Origin of the sequence: Pseudomonas sp. rhizo66 (assembly GCF_031931925.1) — a bacterium.
GTDB lineage: Bacteria > Pseudomonadota > Gammaproteobacteria > Pseudomonadales > Pseudomonadaceae > Aquipseudomonas.
Map to the genome: position 1 here is coordinate 336,476 of NZ_JAUJWZ010000002.1, position 24,573 is coordinate 361,048.

Below are 24,573 nucleotides of genomic sequence, written 5' to 3' on the forward strand. Positions count from 1 at the left end.
TAGCGGCAATTCTGTATGGAGTTAATACAGTAACTTTGGATCTGTAATGGTTTTGCTCGCCCGCGCATCATGGAATCTCTGGCTACCCAAGTAAACAGGAGCATTGAAAATGAACGGCTTGAGCGATGTGCGGCTGACGTTACACAGTCAGGAACTGGCGGCAGGGCAGAAGGACAGTGCGCGCAATCTCATGCGCAATGCGCCGTCCGGCCTGAGTCGCTGGGATCTGTTCTGGCATCGTCTGCACACGCGCAAGGCGTTGCTGGCGTTGACGGCGGACCAGCTCAAGGACATCGGGCTGACCCGTGAGCAAGCGCAGGAGGAGGGGTTGAAGCCGTTCTGGCGGATCTGAAATCTGTATTGTTTTTTCGATCCATTCGCGAGCAGGCTCGCTCCCGCATTGATCTCCAGTGGATACAAGATTCCCATCCACCGCAGGTCCCCTGTGGGAGCGAGCCTGCTCGCGAAAACGGCCTCAGGATCGCTGCAAATCCATCAGACCAACTCTTTCATCCGGTGCCACAACATCCCCAACGCCAACAACGGCGAACGCAAATGCTTGCCGCCCGGGAAGGTGATGTGCGGCACCTTGGCGAACAGATCAAAGCCACCGCTGTGCTGCCCGCTGATCGCCTCGGCGAGCAACTTGCCCGCCAGGTGTGTGGCATTCACCCCGTGCCCGGAGTACGCCTGGGCGTAATACACATTCGGCTGATCCGCGAGGCGGCCGATCTGCGGCAAGCGATTGGCGCCGATGCCGATCATGCCGCCCCACTGATAATCGATCTTCACGCCAGCCAGTTGCGGGAATACTTCCAGCATCTTCGGCTGCATGTACGCCGCGATGTCTTTGGGATCATGTCCCGAATAATGGCAGGCACCGCCGAACAACAAGCGGCGATCCGCCGAGAGTCGGTAGTAATCCAGCGCCACACGCTGGTCGCAGACCGCCATGTTTTGCGGCAGCAGGTTGTGCGCCTGCGCCTCGCTCAACGGCTCGGTGGCGATGATGTAGCTGCCGGCAGGCAGGACTTTGCCGCTGAGCTGCGGGTTCAGATCGTTGAGATAGGCATTGCAGCCAAGCACCAGCGTCTTCGCGCGCACCGAGCCTTGGGCTGTATGCACCTGCACTTCGGGGCCGTAGTCGATACGGGTTACTGCCGAATGTTCGAACAGCTTCACACCCAACTGCTGCGCCGCTGCCGCTTCGCCCAAGGCCAGATTCAGCGGGTGCAGATGGCCGGAACCCATGTCGATCAAGCCGCCGACATAGCGTTTGGAACCGACCACCGTGTGCATTTCGTTGGCTTGCAGCAAGTGGGTTTCATAGCGATAGCCAAGACTGCGCAGTTCTTCGGCGTCTTCGGCAAAGCCTTCGAGGTCGGACGGTTTGTTGGCGAGGTCGCAGTAGCCCCAGGTCAAATCGCAGGCAATCTGAAAACGCTCGACGCGCTGGCGAACGATTTCTACCGCTTCCAGGCCCATCAGTTTCATCGCGCGCACGCCGTCGGCACCGACGACGTTGGCGAACTGGTCGAGACCGTGACCGACCCCGCGAATAAGCTGCCCGCCGTTGCGGCCGCTGGCGCCCCAACCGATCTTGTGCGCTTCCAGCAACACCACGCTGAGGCCGCGTTCGGCCAGTTCCAGCGCAGTGTTCAACCCGGAAAAGCCGCCCCCGACCACACAGACGTCGGCCAGCATGTCACCTTGCAACATCGGGTGATCGGGCTGCGGCAGGCTGCTGGCGGCGTAATAAGAGGCAACGTGGGGTTGGCTCGCGGAGGTGAAGGCGCGGGCAGTCATGGGCGTCATCCAACGGCTAAGTGTCGAGAAAATTTGACGGAGCATAAGCCGCACGCCCGAACGTGGGCAACACTGGTCGGCCTGCGGTGTCCGGATCGCGGCTTTTGCGGCACAATTGCCGTCTATTTCACCTTGGTCACCGCTTCGATGAGCTGCAACAGCCAGAAAATCCGCACCTTGCGCCAGCAGATTCCCTCATTCGAGTGCGTGCCCGGCTGTCACGATTGCTGCGGCCCGGTAACCACCTCGCCGGAAGAAATGGCGCGCCTGCCGCGCAAGAGTCGCGCCGAGCAGGATGCGGCGATGGAAGAACTGAACTGTGTGCATCTGGGGCCGAATGGCTGCACGGTGTATGAAGAGCGGCCGTTGATTTGCCGGTTGTTCGGGACGACCAAGACCTTGCCTTGCCCGAATGAGCGACGGCCGGTCGAGCTGATTCATCCTCGGGTGGAGAAGCAGATATTCGAGTACATGGCGTCAAATCGGCAGGTGTTGGTTTAAAAGATCGCAGCCTTCGGCAGCTCCTACAGAGATATGCATTCCCATGTAGGAGCTGCCGAAGGCTGCGATCTTTTGATCTTCAAAAACTCAATCCGGAATAGGTAAGCTCAGGCTCTCCTTCACCTCTTCCATCACGATATAACTCTTCGACTCACGCACATGCGGCAGCTTCAACAGAATGTCGCCCAGCAGCTTGCGGTACGAGGCCATCTCGGAAATCCGCGCCTTCACCAGATAGTCGAAATCCCCTGACACCAAATGACATTCCAGCACATGCGGCAGTTTCAGCACCGCGCGTCGGAACTCCTCGAAAGTATCGCCGGATTTGTAGTCGAGACTGATCTCGACGAACACCAGCAAGCTACCCTTCAAATGCTGCGGATTCAGCCGGGCGTTGTAGCCCATGATGATTCCTTCGCGCTCCAGACGCCGCACCCGCTCGGTACACGGCGTAGTGGAGAGGCCAACCTTTTCGCCGAGCTCGGTAAAGGAAATCCGCCCGTCCGCCTGCAGGATCCGCAAGATGTTGCGGTCGATCTTGTCCAGCTCACGTTTGGTCTGAGTGTTGGTACGCATAGGGGATGCGCCTCCGTGAAAAGGGTTTTTGCCGAGAATTGTCGCCAAATATAGGCGCTTATATAGTGAAAAGCACTGGCATTTCTTTTTTACACTGCGCGCATCATTGCTCTAACAACACAGCTCGGCAAAAAGCCGCGATGAGGGAAACAAAATGCGCGTTATGGTCTTGGGTAGCGGCGTCATCGGTACCGCCAGTGCTTACTATCTGGCCCGTGCCGGGTTTGAAGTGGTGGTGGTCGACCGGCAGCCCGCTGCGGCCATGGAGACCAGTTTCGCCAACGCCGGCCAGGTCTCGCCGGGCTACGCATCGCCGTGGGCTGCGCCGGGCGTACCGCTGAAGGCGATCAAGTGGCTGCTGCAACGCCACGCCCCTCTCGCGATCAAGGCCACCGCTGACATCGACCAGTACTTGTGGATGGCGCAGATGCTGCGCAACTGCACCGCCAGCCGTTACGCGGTGAACAAGGAGCGCATGGTGCGTCTGTCCGAGTACAGCCGCGACTGCCTCGACGAACTGCGCGCTGAAACCGGCATCGCCTACGAAGGCCGCAGCCTCGGCACGACTCAACTGTTCCGCACCCAGGCACAACTGGATAACGCCGCCAAAGACATTGCCGTGCTGAAAGAATCCGGCGTGCCGTTTGAGGTCCTCGACCGCGCCGGCATTGCCCGCGTCGAACCGGCCCTGGCGGGCGTCACTGACATCCTCGCCGGTGCCCTGCGCCTGCCGAACGACCAGACTGGCGACTGCCAGATCTTCACCACCCGTCTCGCCGAAATGGCCGTGAAACTCGGCGTCGAATTCCGCTTCGGCCAGGACATTCAGAAACTCGACTTCGCCGGTGATCGCATCAACGGTGTGTGGATCGACGGCAAGCTGGAAACCGCTGACCGCTACGTGCTGGCGCTCGGCAGCTACTCGCCGCAACTGCTCAAACCGCTGGGCATCAAGGCCCCGGTGTATCCGCTCAAGGGTTACTCGCTGACTGTGCCGATCACCAACCCGGCAATGGCCCCGACCTCGACCATTCTCGACGAGACCTACAAGGTCGCGATCACCCGTTTCGACAACCGCATCCGCGTTGGCGGCATGGCCGAAATCGCCGGTTTTGACCTGTCGTTGAACCCGCGCCGCCGCGAAACCCTGGAGATGATCGTCAACGACCTTTATCCTCAGGGCGGTAATCTGGCCGAGGCGAGTTTCTGGACCGGTCTGCGTCCGACCACCCCGGACGGCACGCCGATCGTGGGTGCCACACCGTTCAAGAACCTGTTTCTCAACACCGGTCACGGCACGCTCGGTTGGACCATGGCGTGCGGTTCCGGTCGTTTGCTGGCCGATCTGATGGCGAAGAAAAAACCGCAGATCAGCGCCGAAGGCCTCGATATTTCCCGTTATGGCAACAAGACCCAGGAGTCCGCAAAACATGGCAATCCAGCGCCAGCTCACCAATGAGCGCATGAGTCAGATCGTCAGCCACAACGGCACCGTGTATCTGGCCGGGCAGGTCGGCGACGACTTCGACGCCGGGATTGAACAGCAGACCCGCGACGTCCTCGCCAATATCGAGCGTTTGCTTGATCTGGCCGGCACTGACAAACAGCATCTGTTGTCGGCAACGATCTACCTGAACGACATCGAAGCGCACTTCGCCGGAATGAACTCGGTGTGGGACCAGTGGTTGCCCAAAGGCGCCGCCCCGGCCCGTGCCACCGTCGAAGCGAAAATGGCCAAGCCGAGCATTCTGGTGGAGATTTCCATCGTCGCCGCGCTGCCATAACAGTTTCAAAGATCCCTCTCCCGGCGCTGTTGGCGGTTCACGTCGTCAGCCGGCGCCGGTTTTTCTTCCCATGACCGCCTAGAAGTCTGCCGCCATGCGTCCTGCCCGTGCCCTGATCGACCTTCAAGCCCTGCGCCACAACTACCGAATTGCCCGCGAAGTCACCGGCGCCAAGGCGCTTGCGGTGATCAAGGCCGATGCCTACGGCCACGGCGCGGTGCGCTGCGCCCAGGCGCTTGAAGCCGAAGCCGACGGTTTTGCCGTCGCCTGCATCGAAGAAGCGCTGGAGTTACGCGCGGCCGGCATCAAGGCGCCGGTACTGTTGCTTGAAGGGATATTCGAGGCTGATGAGCTGGCGCTGATCGTCGAGCATGATTTCTGGACCGTGGTGCACTCGCTGTGGCAGCTCGAAGCGATCGAGCAGGCAACACTGAGCAAGCCGATTACCGTGTGGCTGAAGCTTGATTCGGGCATGCACCGCGTCGGTCTGCATCCCAAGGATTACCCGGCAGCCTACCAACGGCTGCTGGCCAGCGGCAAAGTGGCGAAGATCGTCTTGATGAGCCACTTCGCCCGCGCCGATGAACTGCACGCGCAGAGCAGCACCGAGCAGGTTGCGGTGTTTGAAGCGGCGCGTCAGGGTTTGGCGGCAGAAGTCAGTCTGCGCAATTCGCCGGCCGTACTCGGCTGGCCGCAGATTCACAGCGATTGGGTGCGCCCGGGCATCATGCTTTACGGCGCGACCCCGTTCGAAGAGGCCAACGCCGTGGCTGACCGTCTGCAGCCGGTGATGACCCTGGAGTCGAAAGTCATCTGCGTCCGTGAACTGCCGACCGGCGAGCCGATCGGCTACGGCGCCAAATTCATCACCGACAAGCCGATGCGCGTCGGCGTGGTTGCCATGGGCTACGCCGACGGCTATCCGCGTCAGGCGCCGACCGGCACGCCGGTGCTGGTGGCTGGTAAACGCAGCCGCATTCTCGGTCGCGTGTCGATGGACATGCTTTGCATTGACCTCACCGACGTGCCGGAAGCCGACCTCGGTTCGACTGTCGAGTTGTGGGGCAAAAACATCCTCGCCAGCGAAGTGGCGCAGTGGGCCGACACCATTCCGTACCAGATCTTCTGCAACCTGCGTCGAGTGCCAAGGCTCTATTCCGAGGCTTGACGCCGCTGCGGGGGCCAAGTGTTGTAAATACTGAACGCTGTCGCCATGATAACGCTCAATATTCTTACAACATCTGGAGGCTCCCGCCTTGGACGTCGGTGAACGACTGCAATCGATCCGCAAGCTCAAAGGGCTTTCCCAGCGTGAACTCGCCAAACGCGCGGGCGTCACCAACAGCACCATTTCGATGATCGAAAAGAACAGCGTCAGCCCTTCGATCAGTTCGCTGAGAAAGGTACTGGGCGGCATTCCCATGTCCATGGTCGAGTTCTTTTCCGAAGAAATCCTGCAGGAAGTCCCGACCCAGATCGTCTATAAGGCCAACGAGCTGATCGACATCTCCGACGGCGCCGTGACCATGAAACTGGTCGGCCGCGCGCACCCCAGCCGCGCCATCGCCTTCCTCAACGAAATCTACCCACCGGGCGCCGACACCGGCGAAGAAATGCTCACCCATGAAGGCGAAGAAACCGGGATTCTGGTGGAAGGTCGTCTGGAACTGGTGGTGGGTCTGGAAACTTTTATTCTCGAAGCCGGCGACAGCTACTATTTTGAAAGTACCAAACCGCACCGTTTTCGTAATCCGTTCGACGCGCCTGCGCGACTAATCAGCGCAGCCACGCCGGCGAATTTTTAACAAAGAGGTGCCAAGCCATGATGGCAAAGGCATCCAGACCGTTTATCTACCGTGCGGTATAACCCCTTCGACTATGGGGTTGTTTCAGTGTGGCGGGCTACCCGCTATACTTCCGCCCGCCTGCGAACCGTGGCCGCAGGCGTGAATAGCCACCATTGAGGGTGAACGCGTGAACCTAATTATGAAAATGCTGGCCGCACCAGCAACCGTACTGGCCCTCTGGGCTGTCAGCGCTCAAGCTGCGACGAATGACGACATTGCCAAACGCCTCGAGCCGGTCGGTCAGGTGTGTGTGCAAGGTCAGGAATGCAAGGGGATGGAAGTTGCCGCTTCCGCAGGCGGCGGTGGCGGGGCGAAAACCCCGGACGAAGTGATTGCCAAGCATTGCAATGCTTGCCACGGTACCGGCCTGTTGGGCGCGCCGAAAATTGGTGACACCGCTGCGTGGAAAGAACGTGCCGATCATCAGGGTGGCCTCGACGGCATCCTGGCCAAAGCCATCACCGGCATCAACGCCATGCCGCCAAAAGGCACCTGCGCCGATTGCTCGGATGACGAGTTGAAAGGCGCAATCCAGAAGATGTCCGGCCTGAAGTAAGGCGCGCTTCTGATGAAAAAAACCGTCTTCGGACGGTTTTTTTGTGTCTGCAGCATCACTGCATGCTTTTCGCGATAAAGGCACCGGAAGAATTAAGTACGGCTTTGTACACAGCATAAGCATCAGTATCTGCCGGAGTTATTGGTTCGGAGCGCCCTTCCGATATCTGTCTCAGATCGCATCCCGGGATCGACATAATGAGAGGTGAGTGAGTGGCGATGATGAACTGTGCGCCCTTGCGTGCCAACTCCATCATTCGGTTGATAAACACTAATTGCCTCAATGGGGATAACGACGCTTCCGGTTCATCGAGAACGTACAGTCCCTGGGCTTTGAATCGGTTTTGAAACAGCGCCTCCATTGCTTCACCGTGCGACATGCAATGCATATCCACGCCGCCGTAATAGGTCTTTATTTCGGGATCAAAGCTCCCCTCTGCATCAAGCTTGCGGATCGCAGTGTTCAAGTTATAGAAGGTTTCTGCTCTGTAGAAAAAAACGTCCTTCTCCCTTCGGTAGCCTTTTGAAAGCGTCAGGGTTTCGTGCAGTTTCGAGTGGGTGTTCTCAGTCGAGAAATTGAAGTTTTTCCCACCGCCTTCTGGATTGCATCCCAATTTAATGGCAAGTGCTTCAAGCAGGGTGGATTTTCCAGAACCGTTTTCTCCGATAAATACGGTAATTCTGTTATTGAATTGAAGCGGAAAAAGGCTGCGTAGAAAATGAGCCGCAACTCTGTCTGACTTAAGGCGTATCTGCTGGATGAATAAATCATTCATATTGGTGCCCCCTGAATACTCTACCGACGGATACCTTTACTCCAATCATTGTTATACCAAGTCTTATCGAACTCGTGCTGGCCATGGTAAAAATTCCGACGTAACCGAGATAAGCAATAAGACGCTCGCCGAATAACTCCGGCGTCGCAGTGGCGCTAAAAATGATGACTGATACTGTCCCGGCCGAGATAGCCATTTCCGGCCAGAAGCACAGAATGGCGTTGGCTTTTTGATATTTGTAACGTGCTTGTATTGTGTTGCTCAAACATCCATTACTATTGCTGATAAGTGATTGAAAACTTTGCTCATCAATTGTGGGTGAGCTGAAAGTGCTGATTAACGATTCCTTGTACAGGTCTTCATTGCTCATTTCGTCTTTATACAGACTCTGGATTTGTAATTTTGCAAATTTGAACTGCACACAAGTCAATGTCGTAATAAATATCAAGGGGATGAGAAAGTAAGCGTTTTCACGAAGTAAGATATAGGCTGTGGCAAATGTCAAAATACAAGATCCTGCCAGATGAATTAAGTCATGAAGGACTGAAGCAATTTTCTCGGCATCTTCTTTGATCATCGTCACGCGAGAGCTTAACGGGAGAGGTCTTTCATCATGCACAATGAAATTGATGAGTGAGAAGCGAGATTTCGCTTCCATGAGCGCCGCCATGGAGCTGCCCAGAGTTTGAGTCGCGAGTTTGGATAAAAAAATAGCGGTGAAAAGGAAATACAGATTAGTGCTGACAGCACCACTACCGAGAGCTGTAAGTCCCTCTGCCACGATCGAAGGTATTAGCAACTGACATGCAGCTGCTAAACTCAGGCATACTGTTGAAAACAAAAATAATGCCCCGTTTTTTCGCAAGCACATAAGCATCATTCAACGCCCCCCGTGCTGTAGTTTATAGCTCAGAATTCGATTACGGCGATAAGAGGCCTCTCTGCTTGAGTAGTAAATGGATATAAGTGACATTGTTGGGCTGAGCACACGCTCAAGGTAGATGGCTGAGGCAAAGATAGCGCCTGTTGTCAGAGCGCTTTCACTTATTAAATGAGCGGATATCAAGAACAAGACAACTATCGCTACCAAGTAACATGTGCCTGAAATTGATTCGAAAAAAGATGCCTTCAGGTTTGAACGAAAAGCGAGGCGCTCAATTTTTTTGATGTCCAGCTTGACTCTGTCGTTGTACGGTTTGGCATCGCATACATGCGCACAGATTGCCCCGATTATAACGGTGTTTTCTTGGACGTATTCTTCAAAGAGGGTGTCGCTCTTTCTCCGGGTTATAAAATATGCAGCTGAGGCATATAGCAGGCCGCTAAGGGGGGCGAGCGCCAGAAGAGGATGATACTGAGCCGTTATAATCAGCGCGAAGATTATGATGCTGAAGTTGAGTGAAGTGTCAAAGAATACCGAATGGTATAGATATATCGAGCCGTCAACATCACCGTCGATAAGTTCGATCTGCTCACCAGGGTTTCCCCTATATGTGGTTGCCTTGCTTCGCAGGTGCGTTAGAATTGTCTTTTTCAGGATATATCTTGTCTTGGCAGCAGTCCTTTGTAGATAAATGTTGGCTGCTAGTTTCAAGGGAGGCGTCGCGATGATAAGAAGCGAAGCGCCTGCGAGTGCATATAAATATAAGCGGTCTTGGGATAGGTAAAAATTAATTGAATTGCCGATTAGATAGGGCGATGCGCTTGTTAGAACTGAGATGCCCAGGCCAAAGCAGCAAAGTATTAGGTTGCTTTTCATGGTTTGATAAATTCCATTTGGTGCGGAAGAAATGGAAACTCGTAGTTACGGTCAATCAAACCAATAGAGCCAAGTAGTGATCCCACGCGTCCGATCCATAATCCTAATGGATCGGCAGTTTTTGTTCTCAAGGTTCTCGAATTTTGTTCACTTAAGTTAACGATATTCGACCATAGAAAAACTTGTGGGTCGAGCAACGATTCCGGTGAGATCTTTTTCATGATATTCAGAATCCCATAAGCGCCATGACATAAAGAGTCATTGACGGGTCTCTTTCGTTTTTCGAGATTTGAATATGAGAATGCGGCTTTTGGTGGGTGCTTTTCCAAGAAATCTAGCGCAGGCTGTACTCCATTGTTTGCGAAATAACTGATCGCCAAATAATTACCAGGTAAACCGTGGCTCCACGCAAACTCACCGGCGCTTGATTCCGAGCGTTTTCTGTAGTCGCGCCAATTTTCAATTGACTCATCATATTCGTTAAGCTCCCAAGACAAAAAGCCTAGGAATAATTCGTGGATTGAATCTTTTTTTGCGATAAGTTTATTAAAATAAAATAATGAGTATGCGCACCCCATTATTCCGTGAGACAGGCCACTCAATAAAGCGTCGCTTCTCGTTGTGATTGCATTGTCGAATGTGGGTAGTTTGCTTCCAGATACAAAGGTGAGTTCGGTCTCTATTTTTTTGTATAAGGAGTTGGCTAAATCGGAAAACGATAAATCTTTAGTAAGATCGAATAACAGCGTGAGTACATTTAGAGTGCCGAACATTCCAGAAAGAAAGTCAGAGCCCCAAAAATATTTTTGCCACCATGGTTCTCCCAGTACGTCTTCAACATATTTTTTATACAGCTGTAGTAGTTGGCTTTGCCTTTCATCGTCGAAATAATTTAAGCCTGTCAGGAGCGGAACGATTGCGGACGATAGACCGAAGTGAAAGCCCCCTAAGTGCGTGCCCTTATTTGTCAGTTTTTTAACTATTCTACTGTGGCAATGATTTAGTAGTTCAGTTACCAGAGCTTTATCTATGGCGCTGCTATGACTGGCCGCCACTACGCAGCCATAAAGAATACCAGACAATCCGTAGTAGAAGTCATCTCCTAACTCCGAGAACTCCATATAGCCACCTGGTGATGAGTGAAATCCTAGCCAGAGCCCATTACTCGAAATTTCGGTGCGTAACAGTTCATTGATCAAGCATGCGTTGATTTCCGATGATGTCCTGATTTTGTTAATGATCTCGTCTGTATTTGAATAACGGGGGTCTCTCAAGTCGTCGTGTTGTTTGAAGGAGTGGTCCGTGAGTTTATTTCCGTGTTCATACATATTTTTCATTGCTAGAAGGGTGTTTGAAGTTAGTTTCTCTTCAAATGCAATTCTGTTTTTGTCCAAGGTTTTGATGTATTGGATACTGTTGTCTATTCCGTTTATATAATCTTTACTATCGAGGTGCCCTGAACCGCTGTAACCGGGTTCGTAGAACTCAAGAGCACCGGCTTGTCCTCGAGCAAAAGGTATGTCCAGATCCAAGCAAGCTGAGACCTCCGCGTTGAGAAAGCCTATCGCGGGAGCTGTGTCGTTATTAAGGATATTTTCCAGGAAGGCCGTTCGTTTGTCAGTGCAACGCATTAAGGTTGCATGCAGGGAACATTGAATGGCGTAGTGATATGTCGCGGTCGGTCTGGGGATATACCTGTTTTGTCGGCCTCTAAAAGATTTAATTGTTTCGATAATTGACGGTTGCGCATTGTTCAATATAGAAAATAGAGTGGTTAGGCCATCAATGATTTGATTTTCGTAGTCCCACGGCTGCGCCGGTTTCCCGTTAAGATATAAAACATTCTGATTTGGAAATATTTTAACTCCGTCCATGCCAAATTGACTGTGACCAGTTTCGTCTTCTAAGTGTTGATACAGGTTTAGACTGACATATTGCTCTGATAATCCACCCAGCGCACTCAAGTCTACACCGATACCATCGGTGCCTTTCCAAGTCCAATTCGGAAGAATACTTGTTTGGGTAACGTTCCACCGAACTTCTTTCGGGATCGTCTCAATATTTAAGGTGCTGTAAAAAATTGTCTCCAGATCAATGGGTATAGGGCTTGATCCATGCGCAATCAGATTGTCAGAGGTAATGTCCGCAGCCATAAAGGCCGTGCAATAACCTAATAAAAATCCTGCTCTTTTAAAGTATTGATGTACCTCTTCTTCAGTTTCTGCGTGCTTTTGAGGTGTATGCTCTGACCATCCATGTTCTTTTTTTACCAAATAAATTGGTATTTTCCATTTGCAAAAGTCAGTGCCTGCGGCACTGCTCAAAGACAGTAGAGAACCGGAGGCTTCCGCTTCAAGTTTAAGATTTCTTGGTTTGTAAACTATTTTTATGGAGTTAAAGGAAAGCGTGCAAACGGTCCTGGATCCATAATGCGTTTCGCTAGCCGAGACATCAATTGCGGAGAGGTTGACGTCAGACCCAATATTGAATACTTCGTTAATCTCCTGTCTGTCTTCTATCAAATGAGTAAAAAACTGTAATGTAAATTCGACAAAATTTTGTGATATTTTGGTGAGGACTCGATCTAGCTCTGGATAAGCTTTAATGATGTCGGTGAGATAGCTTTTATTTTCGCTAACTAACTTGTAGTAAGAGGAGGTTTCCATCTCTCTGCCGATGATGGATTTTTCAAATATTTGTTTTTCGGTGATTAAAACGTTACTAGCTGCGTTGGTAATTCTCGCTGCCAGGTTTGTTGCGAAACCGCTGATAATAACTGGTTGAGTTTTCAGGGCGCTTCCGGATGCTTTTGGAAGTTTATTTTCGATATGGTAAATATAGTAAGACAGGTATGGCCATAGCGGGCAGTCTGTGGTCAGGCTTCGGTGGGAGTTCAGGGGTTCAGTTAAAAACTCAATCGGCGTTTTCAATGTAAAAAATCCTAAAGTAAGTGAAAGGGGCGGCACGTATTGACCGCCCTTGGCTCATAACTACATGTAAGTCGCGTAGCAGCACCCTTGCCAACATTGTGAGCAACAACTAGTGCATGGTCGCGAACCGCTGCTGGCTGCGCTTAAGTTGCTGAATGCTTGAATTGCCAGCGTTGAAATAGGTGCGCTTGAATTTAGAATGTGTGCCCTCGCACTACGGATTACTAAGAAGTCGATTTTCATGATTTTTCCTTATAAGTTTATGTTTGGCCTAAATGTATTGATTGCTAATGAAGTGTTACGTTTTTAATGCTAGCTGTGACTCAAATAACTTCAATTCAGAAGTGTCCTGAAGTTCTGCGTGATTAAATTCGAGCCAATGTAGGAAAGAAGTCACGGGCTTGTGCGATGATTCTTTTGGTGTTGTTAATTCATTGTTATTGTTGAAAGTTCTCTGGGTGTGGTTGCGCCAAGCACTGCACTCGCCTACTTCACGTTTTTTTCGCATTAATTGCCTTCCCTCGGAAGTAAATCCCCGGCAAGCTCGGTCTACCCCTATTCACGGAACGGGCAGGAGGCTTCAGATGGTGCAGTTGTGTTCGATCGAACAAGCAGTGGACGACGTGCTGGCGCGGTTGCCGGCGCATATCCACATGGGCATGCCGCTGGGCCTGGGCAAACCCAATCACTTCGTCAACGCGCTGTACCGGCGGATCAAAGGCCTGCCCGAGCGGCAACTGACGATCTACACTGCCCTGTGCCTTGGCCGTCCGAATCTGGGCGATGGTTTGCAGAAGCGCTTTATCGAACCCTTCGTCGAGCGCGTCTTCGGTGATTACCCGGAATTTGATTTCCTCGCCGACCTGCACCGTGACAGCCTGCCCGCCAACATCCGTATCGAGCAGTTTTTCATGCAGCCCGGCAGCTTGCTCAACAGCGCGCCGGCCCAGCAGGATTACGTCAGCAGCAATTACAGCCATGCCGCCCGTGACATCAACGCCGCCGGGCTGAACCTGGTGGCGCAACTGCTGGCCAGCAGCAGCGAACACCCGGATCGCCTGAGCCTGAGCTGCAACCCGGACATTACCCTCGACCTGTTGCCGATGATCGCCAAGCGCCGCGACGCCGGGGAAACCATTTTGCTGGTCGGCCAGGTGCACACCGATCTGCCGTACATGCCCGGCGACGCTGAAGTCGACATCGACACCTTCGACCTGCTGATCGACGCGAAGGACAGCAGCACGCTGTTTTCCACGCCGAACATGCCGGTGGGGTTCCAAGATCATTTCATTGGCCTGCACGCGAGTACGCTGGTTCGCGACGGCGGTACGTTGCAGATCGGCATCGGCTCGATGGGCGATGCGCTGACCGCCGCACTGCTTGCACGTCAGGCAGATAACGCCGGATACACAGCGTTACTTGATGACATCAACCTCAGTCAGTGGGCGCAGTTGATCGAACGCGAAGGCGGGACCGCGCCGTTTGCCAAAGGCCTGTACGGCTGCAGCGAAATGTTCGTCAACGGTCTGCTTGTGCTGGCGGATGCCGGCATCATCCGGCGCAAGGTCTATCCCGACGTGCAGACGCAGGAACAGGCCAACGCAGGCACTCTCGATGAGGCCGCGCAGACTGACGGTATCTCGGTGCATGGCGGTTTTTTCCTTGGCCCGCGCAGTTTTTACGAGCGCCTGCGCGAGTTACCGCAGAGTAAACGCCTCGAATTCAACATGACCCGCATCAGCTACATCAATGAGCTTTACGGACAGGAAGAATTGAAGCGCTTGCAGCGCCTTGATGCACGGTTCATCAACACCGTGTTCACCATGACGTTGCTGGGTGCGGGCGTCGCGGATCAACTGGAAGACGGGCGGGTGCTCAGTGGCGTCGGTGGGCAGTACAACTTCGTGGCCCAGGGGCATGCGCTGCACGATGCGAGGTCGATTCTGATTCTGCGCAGTTGGCGTGAGTCCGGCGGGGATGTCAGTTCCAACATCGTTTGGGAATACGGCCACTGCACGATCCCACGGCATTTGCGTGACATTGTGGTCACCGAGTACGGCATCGCCGATTTGCGTGGCAAGTCCGATGCGGTGGTGATCGAGTCGCTGCTGAACATTAGTGACTCGCGCTTCCAGCAGGGCCTGATCGAACAAGCGCAAAAAGTCGGCAAACTGCCCAAGGATTTCCGCCTCGACCCACGCTTTGCCGACAACACACCGCAGCGTTTGCAAGCGATCGCCGCCCGGCATCCGAACCTGTTTCCGGAATATCCGCTGGGCTGTGATTTCACCGCGATCGAACGGGATTTGCTGCGCGCGCTGAACTGGCTGAAGAGTAAGTTCAAGCTGACCGAGATTCTGGAACTGGGCAAGGCTGCGCTGGATGCACCGGAGGCATCGCTGTATCCCGAGCATCTGGAGCGGATGCAACTGACCAACCCGGAAGGCCTGAAGGAAGATTTGTTCCAGCGCCTGCTGCTCACTGGCCTGAAGGCCACTGCGCAATAAAAAACGACAAAAAAACCTGTGGGAGCGGGCTTGCCCGCGATGGCGGTGTATCAGTCAACTTGGATGTTGAAGGATAGTGCCCCATCGCTGGCAAGCCAGCTCCCACAGGTATTGCAATGTGCTTGCGGCTTTCAGCTGTTATTCGATGAAGGTAACGACGCCATCCTTCAGCGATTTCACGCGAGCCAGCGACTCAACGCGGTAGCCCTGCGAATCCAGTTCGGCACGGCCGCCCTGGAACGACTTCTCGATGACGATGCCCAGACCGGCAACGGTCGCGCCGGCCTGCTTGATGATCGAGATCAGCGCTTGCGAGGCCTTACCGTTGGCCAGGAAGTCGTCGATGATCAGCACGCGGTCGCTGCTGGTCAGGTGACGCGGGGAGATGGCCACGGTGCTCTCGGTCTTCTTGGTGAACGAGTAAACGGTCGCCGACAGCAGGTTTTCGGTCAGGGTCAGGGACTGTTGCTTGCGGGCGAAGATCACCGGCACGCCGAGGTTCAGACCGGTCATGATCGCCGGGGCGATGCCCGAGGCTTCGATGGTGACGATCTTGGTAATGCCCGAGTCCTTGAACAGCGTGGCGAATTCGTCGCCGATCAGCTTCATCAGGGCCGGGTCGATCTGGTGGTTCAGGAAGGCGTCGACCTTCAGGACCTGGTCGGAAAGCACAATGCCTTGTTCGCGGATTTTCTGCTGCAATGCTTCCATGAAGCTGTCCTCATTTGGCGCTTTGTGCGCCGAAGGTCTAGTAAAAAGGGGTCAATTCTAGCGCTTTAACATCGCGCGTATATCGGCCAATGCGTTGTTGCCGCGCACGGCTTTGACTTCGGTCGGTGTGTCGTCGTTGCCTTCCCAGGCCAGATCGTCCGGCGGCAGCTCATCGAGGAAGCGGCTCGGCGCGCAGTCGATGATCTCGCCGTACTGCTTGCGCTTGGCGGCGAAGGTGAAGGCCAGGGTCTGGCGCGCGCGGGTGATGCCCACGTAGGCCAGGCGGCGTTCTTCTTCGATGGTGTCGGCTTCGATGCTGGAGCGGTGCGGGAGGATTTCCTCTTCCATGCCCATGATGAACACGTAGGGGAATTCCAGACCCTTGGAGGCGTGCAAGGTCATCATCTGCACGCCTTCGGCGCCGTCCTCTTCTTCCTGCTGACGCTCAAGCATGTCGCGCAGGACCAGTTTGCCGATCGCGTCCTCGACGGTCATCTCGCCTTCTTCGTCCTTCTCGAGGGTGTTTTTCAACGCCTCAATGAGGAACCAGACGTTGCCCATCCGGTAGTCGGCAGCCTTGTCGCTGGAGCTGTTGGTGCGCAGCCAGTTCTCGTAGTCGATGTCCATGACCATGCTGCGCAGCGCCGAGATCGGATCCTCGCCGGCGCATTGCTCGCGGACCTTGTCCATGAAGCGCTTGAAGCGCGACAGACGATCGGTGAAGCGGCTGTCCAGGTGTTCGCCGAGACCGATTTCGTCGGTGGCGGCGTACATCGAGATCTTGCGTTCGGTGGCGTAGTTGCCGAGTTTTTCCAGGGTGGTCGAGCCGATTTCCCGGCGCGGCACGTTAATTACCCGCAGGAAAGCGTTGTCGTCATCCGGGTTCACGATCAGGCGGAAGTAGGCCATCAGGTCTTTCACTTCCTGGCGGCCGAAGAAGCTGTTGCCGCCGCTCAGACGGTACGGCACCTGGTGGTGCTGCAGTTTCAACTCGATCAGCTTGGCCTGGTAGTTGCCGCGATAGAGGATCGCGAAATCGCTGTACGGACGGTCGGTGCGCAAGTGCAGGCTGAGGATTTCCATGGCCACGCGCTCGGCTTCGGCGTCCTCGTTGCGGCAGCGGATCACACGGATCTCGTCACCGTGGCCCATCTCACTCCACAGCTGCTTTTCGAATTCGTGCGGGTTGTTCGAGATCAGCACGTTGGCGCAGCGCAGGATGCGGCTGGTGGAGCGGTAGTTTTGCTCGAGCATTACCACTTTCAGGGACGGGTAGTCGTCCTTGAGCAGCATCAGGTTTTCTGGCCGCGCGCCGCGCCAGGCGTAGATCGACTGGTCGTCGTCGCCGACCACGGTGAACTGGTTGCGCTTGCCGATGAGCATTTTCACCAGCAGGTACTGACTGGCGTTGGTGTCCTGGTATTCGTCGACGAGCAGGTAACGCACCTTGTTCTGCCACTTTTCGAGGATGTCGGCGTGCTCTTCGAAGAGTTTTACCGGCAGCAGGATCAGGTCGTCGAAGTCCACCGCGTTGAACGCCTTGAGCGTGCGCTGATAGTGGGTGTAGACGATGGCAGCGGTCTGTTCTTTGGGATTGCGCGCGTTTTCCAGGGCCTGGGCCGGCAGGATCAGGTCGTTTTTCCAGGCGCCGATCATGTTCTTGATCTCGTCGACGCCGTCGTCGCCTGCGTATTCCTTCTGCATGATGTCGGTCATCAGGGCTTTGACGTCGGTCTCGTCGAAGATCGAGAAACCGGGTTTGTAGCCCAACCGCACGTGTTCCTTGCGGATGATGTTCAGACCGAGGTTGTGGAACGTGCAGACGGTCAGGCCGCGACCTTCGCCGGCGCGCAGCAGGGTGCCGACCCGCTCTTTCATCTCGCGCGCGGCCTTGTTGGTAAAGGTCATGGCGACGATGTACTGGGCACGGATGCCGCAGTTCTGGATCAAGTGCGCGATTTTGCGGGTGATCACGCTGGTCTTGCCGGAGCCAGCACCGGCGAGCACCAATAGAGGGCCGCCGACGTAGTTCACGGCTTCTTGCTGCCGGGGATTGAGTCGGGACATACGAAAATTCGGGAGTCGTTGACGAAATGGGCCGGCATTTTAACAGGCTCAGAGATTTGTGCTGCTCTCTCCGACTTGTGACGTACCACGCGATTCAAATTTGCCGCTTTTGTTACTTTCGCGGAGGATGCGCGGTGATTTTGCGGCTAATGTACTCATTCGTGACACAAAATAACGTTTTGATAACCGTTGTCATTTGGTCATTGAACGGCGCAACGGCATAATGCCCCGCCCACATCATTGCAGAGTCTAGGGAGCTAGCTTGTCTACGCCTGTCGAACCCTTGCGTTTGCTGCTACTGGCCGAAGAGCCGGCGTGGACAGCGTTATTGCGCGAGTGTCTGGCTCCGATGGGGAGCGCGGCGGTGCTGATCAGCGCGCCGAGCTGGGAGTCGGTCAGCAGTTTGTTCGAAGACAACCGCCACGCGGTGTTGTTGACCATTCCGGCATTGCAACCGGCACCGGGCCGTTGCAGCCTGCCGACGGTCTTGCTGCTGGAACATGAACCGGACACCGCGCCGGTTGGCGTCAGTGACTGGCTGGTGTTCGACGCCCTCGACGCCGGCATGCTCCGGCGTTGCCTGCGCCATGTGCGCGAACGCGGCGTTCTCGAAAACACCCTGCAACGCCTCGCCGAACAGGATCCGCTGACCGGCATCGCCAATCGCCAGGGTTTTCAGACCTTGCTCGCTGCGCGCCTCGTGGAAAACGACGGTCGCGGCCTGGCCCTCGGGCATCTCGATCTCGACAACTTCCGCCACGCCAACGACGCGCTTGGCCATCAGGCGGGCGATCGCTTGATCCTGCAGGTTGTCGCGCGGCTGAAAAGTCAGCTGGAGGCAGGTGATCAACTGGCGCGGCTGGGCAGCGACGAGTTTGCCCTGCTGATCGACACCCGCCGTGCACCGCAGCGCGCCGAGTGGATGGCCGAACGCATCACCGAAGCACTCGCCGAACCGTATTGGGTCGATGGCGAAAGCCTGCTGATCGGCTCCAGTCTCGGCATCGCCCATGCCCGCGCGCAGGGCGGCGCCGATCCGCTGATGTGGCACGCCCACATCGCCATGCAGCAGGCCAAGAGCACCCAGGGCTGCACCTTCCATATCTTCAACGAACGCATCAATCGCAATGCTCGAAGCATGGCCGACCTCGAAAGCGAGCTGCGTCGGGCGTTGCGTCGCGATGAGCTCGAGCTGCATTACCAGCCACGCCTGAATCTTGCGGACGGCCAGATTGTCGGCCTCGAAGCCTTGGTGCGCTGGCGCCATGGCGAGCGCGGTCTGCTGCCGCCGAGTGAATTTGTGCCTTTGGCCGAGCAGAGCGGTTTGATCGTGCCGCTGGGTTACTGGGTGATTTCCCGAGCCTTGCGCGACATGCAGGCGTTGCGCGAGCGCGGGCTGCCGGCGCTGCACATGGCGATCAACCTCTCGTTCCGCCAGTTTCAGGACAGTCAGTTGTTGCCGACGCTGAGCCGCTTGATCGCCGAACGTGGCGTTGAAGCGCAATGGCTGGAGTTCGAACTGACCGAAACTGCGGTGATGCGCCGCAGCGATCTGGTCAAACAGACCATGGATGCTCTGGGGCGTCTCGGTGTGCGCTTTTCGCTGGATGACTTTGGCACCGGGTTCTCGTCGTTCGTGCACCTCAACAGCCTGCCGATCACCTTGCTGAAGATCGACAAGAGCTTTGTCGGCGGCATGGAGCAGCGCGAAGAGAACCGCAAACTGGTGCACGCGATGATCAATCTTGCGCACAACCTGCATCTGGAAGTGGTAGCGGAAGGGGTGGAAACCCCGGAGCAACTGGAGCTGCTGCGCGGGTTTGGCTGCGATCAGGTGCAGGGCTATCTGATCAGCCGGCCACTGCCGTTGGCGGAGCTGGTTGAATATCTCACCTTCGGCTCAAGCCAACAGCCAGCCCTCGAAATCGTCAGCTGAACACAATCTCCGGGTTAGGCTTAAACCCCTGTGGGAGTGAGCCTGCTCGCGAAAGCGGTGTGTCAGGCAAAGATGATTTGACTGATCGATCTCATTCGTCGGAACGCCGCCCGGAGCAGACTCGCTCCCACAAGGGCAATCTCATTCAGGCTGAGGGATGTTGAAGCCCCGAGATTGCGGCTCCAGCCGAATCATCCGCTTCATCTTCCACTCGAATGCCAGCGTCAAACTCACCGCCGCACACGCCAGGCCCAGCGCCAATCCCCACCAGACGCCTGTCGGCCCCCAGTTCAAATGGAACGCCATCCACCATGCCGCCGGCGCGCCGATCAGCCAGTAACAGCCGAGCCCGACCAGAAACGTGGTTTTCGCATCCTTGAGCCCACGAATGCAGCCCATGGCAATCGTCTGCGTGCCGTCGAACAGCTCGAACCAGGCCGCCACCGCCAGCAGGCTCACCGCCAGACGAATCACCTCGGCAAACGCCGGATCATTGTGATCGAGGAACAACCCGACCAACTGATTCGGCAGCAACCAGAACACCATGGCGAAACCCAGCATCACCACCGCGCCAAAGACGATCCCGACCCGCCCGGACATCCGCGCATCGCTCAATTGCCCGGCGCCGTAATGCTGGCCGACGCGCATGGTGATCGCGTATGACATCCCCGCCGGCACCATGAACGCCACCGAGACGATTTGCAGAGCAATCTGGTGCGCGCCCAACTGCGTGCTGCCCATGGTGCCCATGCACAGCGCCGCAAAGGCGAACAAACCGACTTCTACCGCGTAGGTGCCACCGATCGGCAGGCCGAGCCGCCACAACTCTTTCAGATATTGCCGATTCGGCCGCGATAAACCTGCGCGCAATGGATAAGCGTCATAAGCCGGATGCCGACGGATGTGCCAGGCCAGCGCCAACGCCATACAGTTGGCGACAATCGCCGTGACCAGGCCGATGCCCGTCAGGCCCATTTTCGGCAGACCGAACATGCCAGTGATCAGCGCGTAATTGAGCAGGAAATTGGCCACCGTGCCGGCGAGGCTGATGACCATCACCGGCGTCGCCCGGCCGATTGCACTGGTGAAACCGCGCAGGGCCATGAAACTGAGGTAGCCGGGTAGGGCGAAGGGCAGGGCAATCAGGAATTGCCCGGCCGCGTTGACGTTGGTTTCGGTCTGACCGAACAGGAGCAACACCGGTTTCAGGTTCCACAACAGCAACCCGGCGCCCAGCGCCATCAGCCACGCCAGCCACAACCCGGCCTGGGTCAGGCGCGCAGCACCGATGATGTCGCCGGCGCCCTTGCGAATCGCCACCAGCGTGCCGACCGCCGCAATCACGCCGATGCAGAAAATCGATACGAACGAATAGGTTGCTGCTCCCAGTCCGCCACCTGCGAGCGCTTCGGGACTCAGGCGCGCCATCATCAGGGTGTCGGTCAGCACCATCAACATGTGCGCCAACTGTGAAGCAATCAACGGCCCTGCCAGCCGCAGGATGGCCCAGAGTTCGGTACGCACAGGATGCTGCATGGTCATCACCACTCAATTTAAGAGGGAACAGAAGAGCGTCGATTCTCGGCGCTTGGCAGGCTTTGCACAAAGGGATAAAAAGGATGGGTGGCATGACTAAAACTCATCTTGAGTAAAATCTTTGGGGCCGGCTGCATCCCGCTACAGGAGCTTTCTGCATGTCTCGTCGTCTTCCTCCCTTGTATGCCCTGCGCGCATTTGAAGCGGCGGCGCGACACAGTTCGTTCACCCGTGCTGCCGAGGAACTGTCGATCACTCAGAGTGCGGTGAGTCGGCATATTCGTACCCTCGAAGATCACTTCGCCTGTCGGCTGTTTCATCGCAGCGGGCGCAATCTGCAACTGACTGAGGCCGCGCGGTTACTGCTGCCCGGCATCCGCGAAGGTTTCAGTGCGCTGGAGCGGGCCTGCAATACCTTGCGTGCCGAGGACGACATCTTGCGCATGAAGGCCCCATCGACCTTGACCATGCGCTGGCTGTTGGCGCGGCTTAGCCGCTTCCGTCATTTGCAGCCGGGCAACGAAGTGCAACTGACCAGCGCCTGGATGGACGTCGATTCGGTGGACTTCAACGATGAGCCGTTCGACTGCGCGGTGCTGTTGAGTGACGGGCATTTTCCGCCGGACTGGGAGGCCAGCCTGCTCTTTCCTGAAGAGTTGATTCCGGTGGGGGCGCCCAACCTGCTGAATGATCAGCCGTGGGATGTGGCTCGACTGGCCTGCACCGAATTACTCCACCCGACCCCCGATCGTCGCGATTGGCGCAGTTGGCTGGAACACATGGGGTTGTCTGATCAGGTGTCACTCAAGGGTGGGCAGGTGTTCGATACCCTCGAACTGGGCATGATCGCGGCGGCGCGCGGTTACGGTGTGTCGATGGGCGATCTGTTGATGGTCGCCGAAGATGTGGCGCAAGGAAGGCTGAGCCTGCCGTGGCCAACCGCGGTCGCCAGCGGCTTGAATTACTACCTCGTGTGGCCAAAGACCCGGCCGGGAGGCGAACGTTTGCGCCGTCTCAGCGACTTTCTGCAAAGCGAGGTCCGCGCCATGGAACTGCCGGCGGTTGCGCGCTTGAGCTGAAACGTTCGAGCCGCCACAATGCCGGCCTTGTGCCATAACCTTGTTTTCCGCTCAAGTATTTGGATCCACCGCCGAATACGTGCTTGTGGAACCGTCGTGCCGGTACCCACGATTCACCCCCACAACCAGAAAAATTTCCGAGTCGAGATCAAGGAGGATCCCGTGGCTCGGCCAGGAGCTGTCCATGTCTCAACCTCGCGCTCGGATCGCCTCGCAGCTGGGCCTCGCGCTCGCTGTAATACTGGCGATAGTTATCAGTGGCAGTACGGTGTTCGCCTTGCGTTCGCTGGACTCCGCCAACCTCGCCACCCGTGAAGAGCATCTGGCCAGTGAGGCGCGGCTGCTGGCCGACCAACTGAGCACGTTTCACGGCACGTTGCGTGAAAGCACCCAGCGCCTGAGCGGGTTGTTCGAGAAGCGCTTCAGCGCGGGCCTGAGCATTTATCCGGATGAGCCGGTGACAGTCGCCGGCACCCAGACTCCAGGCCTGCACCTGGGCAGCGAAGTGCTGAACAACAACTTTAAGGAAGTCGACGAGTTCAAGCAGATGACTGCGGGCGTCGCCACGTTGTTTGTGCGCAGCGGCGAAGACTTTGTCCGGGTCAGTACCTCGCTGACCAAGCAGGATGGCACGCGCGCCATCGGCACCTTGCTCGATCATGCGCACCCGGCCTACGCGAAGTTGATGGCGGGGCAGGGCTACGTCGGTCGCGCCTTGCTGTTCGATCGCTCCTACATGACCCAATACACCCCGGTGCGCGATGGCAGCGGCAAGGTGATTGCGGTGCTGTTCGTCGGTTTCGATTACACCGACGCGCAGAACATCCAGTTCGACAACCTCAAGCGCTTCCGCATCGGCCAGAGCGGTTCGCTGGCGTTGCTCGACGAGCAAAACAAATGGTTGGTTGCGCCGGCGGGGGTGCAGGCGCTGGATCAAGCCGTTCCGGTGATCAAAGGTTTGGCGGCGAAACCGGGCAAGGGTGAGTTCTGGAGCGACACCTCGGAAGATTTCTACAGCATTGCCGTGCCGTTCGATGGCGGGCCATGGTCGGTGGTGGCGAGCATGCCGAAAGCCGAGATCCGTGCGGTGACCTGGAGCGTCGGTACGCAACTGGCCATTGGCAGTCTGTTGGCGATGCTGCTGGCGGTCGGATCGGTGGTCTGGCTGCTGCGCAGCAAACTGGCGCCTCTGGGCGATCTGGTGCGTCAGGCCGAGGCCTTGGGCGCCGGTGATCTGAGCGTTCGGTTGAATGTGTCGAGCAACGACGAAATCGGTCAGCTGTCCCGTGCGTTCAACCAGATGAGCCAGGCGCTGTCGACCATGGTCGAGCACATCCGCCGCTCCTCGGCAGAGGTCAACAGCCGTGCCCAGGCCCTGTCCGGTTTGTCCGGCGGTGCCTACGAAGGCATGGAGCAACAGTCCGGTGAAATCACCAGCATGGCCGGAGCGGTGGAAGAGTTCAGCGCGACCTCGCTGAACATTGCCGACAACATGGGCGCAACCCAGCGTCTGGCGCAGGAAAATGCCCAGCAAACCCAGATTGGCCGCAGCTCGATGGAAGAAGCGTCGTCCTCGCTGGAGCAAATCGCTGGTGCCTTGAACAGCACCGCCACCGTGATCAACACCCTCGGTCAGCGCTCGCAGGAAATTGGCGGCATCGTCGGTGTGATTACCTCGATTGCCGAGCAGACCAACCTTCTGGCACTTAACGCTGCGATCGAAGCCGCCCGTGCCGGTGAGCAGGGGCGTGGCTTTGCCGTAGTGGCCGATGAGGTGCGCAGCCTGGCCTCGCGTACCCGCCAGGCGACCGACGAAATTTCCAGCATGATCCACAGCATCCAGCAGGAGACCGGCAACGCGATCAGCACCATGGAACAGGGCAATGTGCTGATGCAGGAAGGCTTGTCGCGCAACGCCAATGTCGCTTCGGCACTCGCGCGCATTGATGAGCAGAGCCGTTCGGCGGGGCAGCAGTTTGCTGCGATTACCACGGCGACTCAGGAGCAGAGCAGCACCGCGACGTTGTTGAGCAGCAATTTGCAGAGCATTGCGTTGGCCAACAGTGAGCAGCGTGAGGTTGTGTCGAACCTGGCTGTTACGGCTAAAGAACTGGAGAAGCTGGCGGCGGATCTGCGTTCCGAGGTTGATCGCTTCCGTTGATACAGCCTTGATATAGCTTTCGCGAGCAGGCGCGCTCCTACA

At 56.3% G+C, this 24,573-nt stretch carries 20 protein-coding genes; 11 read left to right on the forward strand and 9 right to left on the reverse strand.

The genetic code is table 11. The features are described from left to right. Positions 1-109 precede the first annotated feature (109 nt). Positions 110-352 carry a DUF1127 domain-containing protein gene (locus QZR14_RS03540; RefSeq protein WP_311995897.1) on the forward strand — a complete coding sequence of 81 codons (243 nt, stop codon included), beginning with the start codon at positions 110-112 and terminating at the stop codon, positions 350-352. A gap of 143 nt (positions 353-495) precedes the next feature. Here the strand turns inward: QZR14_RS03540 and QZR14_RS03545 are convergent, their stop codons facing one another. Next, entirely contained in the window at positions 496-1,806 is a 1,311-nt protein-coding gene (locus QZR14_RS03545) for an NAD(P)/FAD-dependent oxidoreductase (protein ID WP_311995898.1), read from the reverse strand. Between the two features lie 147 nt (positions 1,807-1,953). Here QZR14_RS03545 and QZR14_RS03550 point away from each other — a divergent pair, with 147 nt between their 5' ends. Beyond that, positions 1,954-2,307 (forward strand): YkgJ family cysteine cluster protein, encoded by a 354-nt coding sequence (locus QZR14_RS03550; protein WP_250605901.1) that lies wholly within the window; start codon positions 1,954-1,956, stop codon positions 2,305-2,307. Between the two features lie 87 nt (positions 2,308-2,394). Here QZR14_RS03550 and QZR14_RS03555 read toward each other — a convergent pair whose 3' ends face one another. Continuing rightward, a complete protein-coding gene (locus QZR14_RS03555) occupies positions 2,395-2,883 on the reverse strand; it encodes an Lrp/AsnC ligand binding domain-containing protein (protein WP_003177284.1) in 489 nt (162 codons plus the stop codon). 154 nt (positions 2,884-3,037) lie between these two features. Between QZR14_RS03555 and dadA the strand changes: the two genes are divergently transcribed. The 5 genes from dadA to QZR14_RS03580 all read left to right on the forward strand — a co-directional run bounded on the left by dadA (position 3,038) and on the right by QZR14_RS03580 (position 7,070). Further along, positions 3,038-4,342, forward strand: a complete 1,305-nt coding sequence (gene dadA / locus QZR14_RS03560) for a D-amino acid dehydrogenase (protein WP_250605683.1) — start codon at positions 3,038-3,040, stop codon at positions 4,340-4,342. Continuing rightward, entirely contained in the window at positions 4,314-4,667 is a 354-nt protein-coding gene (locus QZR14_RS03565) for a RidA family protein (protein ID WP_038359209.1), read from the forward strand. Before dadA ends, QZR14_RS03565 begins: the two co-directional genes overlap by 29 nt. A 94-nt stretch (positions 4,668-4,761) precedes the next feature. Then, complete coding sequence (alr, locus tag QZR14_RS03570; RefSeq protein WP_311995899.1) at positions 4,762-5,835, forward strand: alanine racemase; 1,074 nt, start codon at positions 4,762-4,764, stop codon at positions 5,833-5,835. Positions 5,836-5,923: 88 nt separating this feature from the next. Continuing rightward, complete coding sequence (locus QZR14_RS03575) at positions 5,924-6,472, forward strand: cupin domain-containing protein (RefSeq protein WP_007920393.1); 549 nt, start codon at positions 5,924-5,926, stop codon at positions 6,470-6,472. A 181-nt stretch (positions 6,473-6,653) separates the two neighbouring features. Continuing rightward, entirely contained in the window at positions 6,654-7,070 is a 417-nt protein-coding gene (locus QZR14_RS03580; protein WP_095049336.1) for a c-type cytochrome, read from the forward strand. Between the two features lie 55 nt (positions 7,071-7,125). Here QZR14_RS03580 and QZR14_RS03585 read toward each other — a convergent pair whose 3' ends face one another. Genes QZR14_RS03585 through lanM form a run of 4 tightly spaced genes read right to left on the reverse strand, consistent with a single transcriptional unit; the run spans position 7,126 to position 12,534 of the window. Then, a complete protein-coding gene (locus QZR14_RS03585) occupies positions 7,126-7,845 on the reverse strand; it encodes an AAA family ATPase (RefSeq protein ID WP_311995900.1) in 720 nt (239 codons plus the stop codon). Continuing rightward, positions 7,838-8,725 carry a hypothetical protein gene (locus tag QZR14_RS03590; RefSeq protein WP_311995901.1) on the reverse strand — a complete coding sequence of 296 codons (888 nt, stop codon included), beginning with the start codon at positions 8,723-8,725 and terminating at the stop codon, positions 7,838-7,840. The genes QZR14_RS03585 and QZR14_RS03590 overlap by 8 nt, the downstream gene beginning before the upstream one ends. After that, positions 8,726-9,604: a hypothetical protein gene (locus tag QZR14_RS03595; RefSeq protein ID WP_311995902.1), complete on the reverse strand. Its 879-nt coding sequence runs from the start codon at positions 9,602-9,604 to the stop codon at positions 8,726-8,728. Then, positions 9,601-12,534 carry a type 2 lanthipeptide synthetase LanM gene (gene lanM, locus QZR14_RS03600; RefSeq protein WP_311995903.1) on the reverse strand — a complete coding sequence of 978 codons (2,934 nt, stop codon included), beginning with the start codon at positions 12,532-12,534 and terminating at the stop codon, positions 9,601-9,603. Before lanM ends, QZR14_RS03595 begins: the two co-directional genes overlap by 4 nt. A 584-nt stretch (positions 12,535-13,118) precedes the next feature. Between lanM and QZR14_RS03605 the strand changes: the two genes are divergently transcribed. Further along, positions 13,119-15,041, forward strand: a complete 1,923-nt coding sequence (locus QZR14_RS03605) for an acetyl-CoA hydrolase/transferase C-terminal domain-containing protein (RefSeq protein ID WP_311995904.1) — start codon at positions 13,119-13,121, stop codon at positions 15,039-15,041. Positions 15,042-15,179: 138 nt separating this feature from the next. Here QZR14_RS03605 and QZR14_RS03610 read toward each other — a convergent pair whose 3' ends face one another. Continuing rightward, positions 15,180-15,752 (reverse strand): xanthine phosphoribosyltransferase, encoded by a 573-nt coding sequence (locus QZR14_RS03610; RefSeq protein WP_007962388.1) that lies wholly within the window; start codon positions 15,750-15,752, stop codon positions 15,180-15,182. Between the two features lie 57 nt (positions 15,753-15,809). Next, complete coding sequence (gene rep / locus QZR14_RS03615; protein WP_123454601.1) at positions 15,810-17,819, reverse strand: DNA helicase Rep; 2,010 nt, start codon at positions 17,817-17,819, stop codon at positions 15,810-15,812. Positions 17,820-18,081: 262 nt separating this feature from the next. On the opposite strand from rep, the gene QZR14_RS03620 reads away from it, so the two are divergent. Further along, positions 18,082-19,755, forward strand: coding sequence for a putative bifunctional diguanylate cyclase/phosphodiesterase (locus QZR14_RS03620; protein WP_311995905.1), 1,674 nt, complete (start codon positions 18,082-18,084; stop codon positions 19,753-19,755). Positions 19,756-19,896: 141 nt separating this feature from the next. Here QZR14_RS03620 and QZR14_RS03625 read toward each other — a convergent pair whose 3' ends face one another. Next, complete coding sequence (locus QZR14_RS03625; protein ID WP_250605691.1) at positions 19,897-21,291, reverse strand: NorM family multidrug efflux MATE transporter; 1,395 nt, start codon at positions 21,289-21,291, stop codon at positions 19,897-19,899. 158 nt (positions 21,292-21,449) lie between these two features. Here QZR14_RS03625 and QZR14_RS03630 point away from each other — a divergent pair, with 158 nt between their 5' ends. Continuing rightward, positions 21,450-22,370, forward strand: a complete 921-nt coding sequence (locus tag QZR14_RS03630) for a LysR substrate-binding domain-containing protein (protein ID WP_250605692.1) — start codon at positions 21,450-21,452, stop codon at positions 22,368-22,370. Between the two features lie 184 nt (positions 22,371-22,554). Further along, positions 22,555-24,531: a methyl-accepting chemotaxis protein gene (locus tag QZR14_RS03635; RefSeq protein ID WP_250605693.1), complete on the forward strand. Its 1,977-nt coding sequence runs from the start codon at positions 22,555-22,557 to the stop codon at positions 24,529-24,531. The last annotated feature ends 42 nt before the right edge of the window (positions 24,532-24,573 follow it).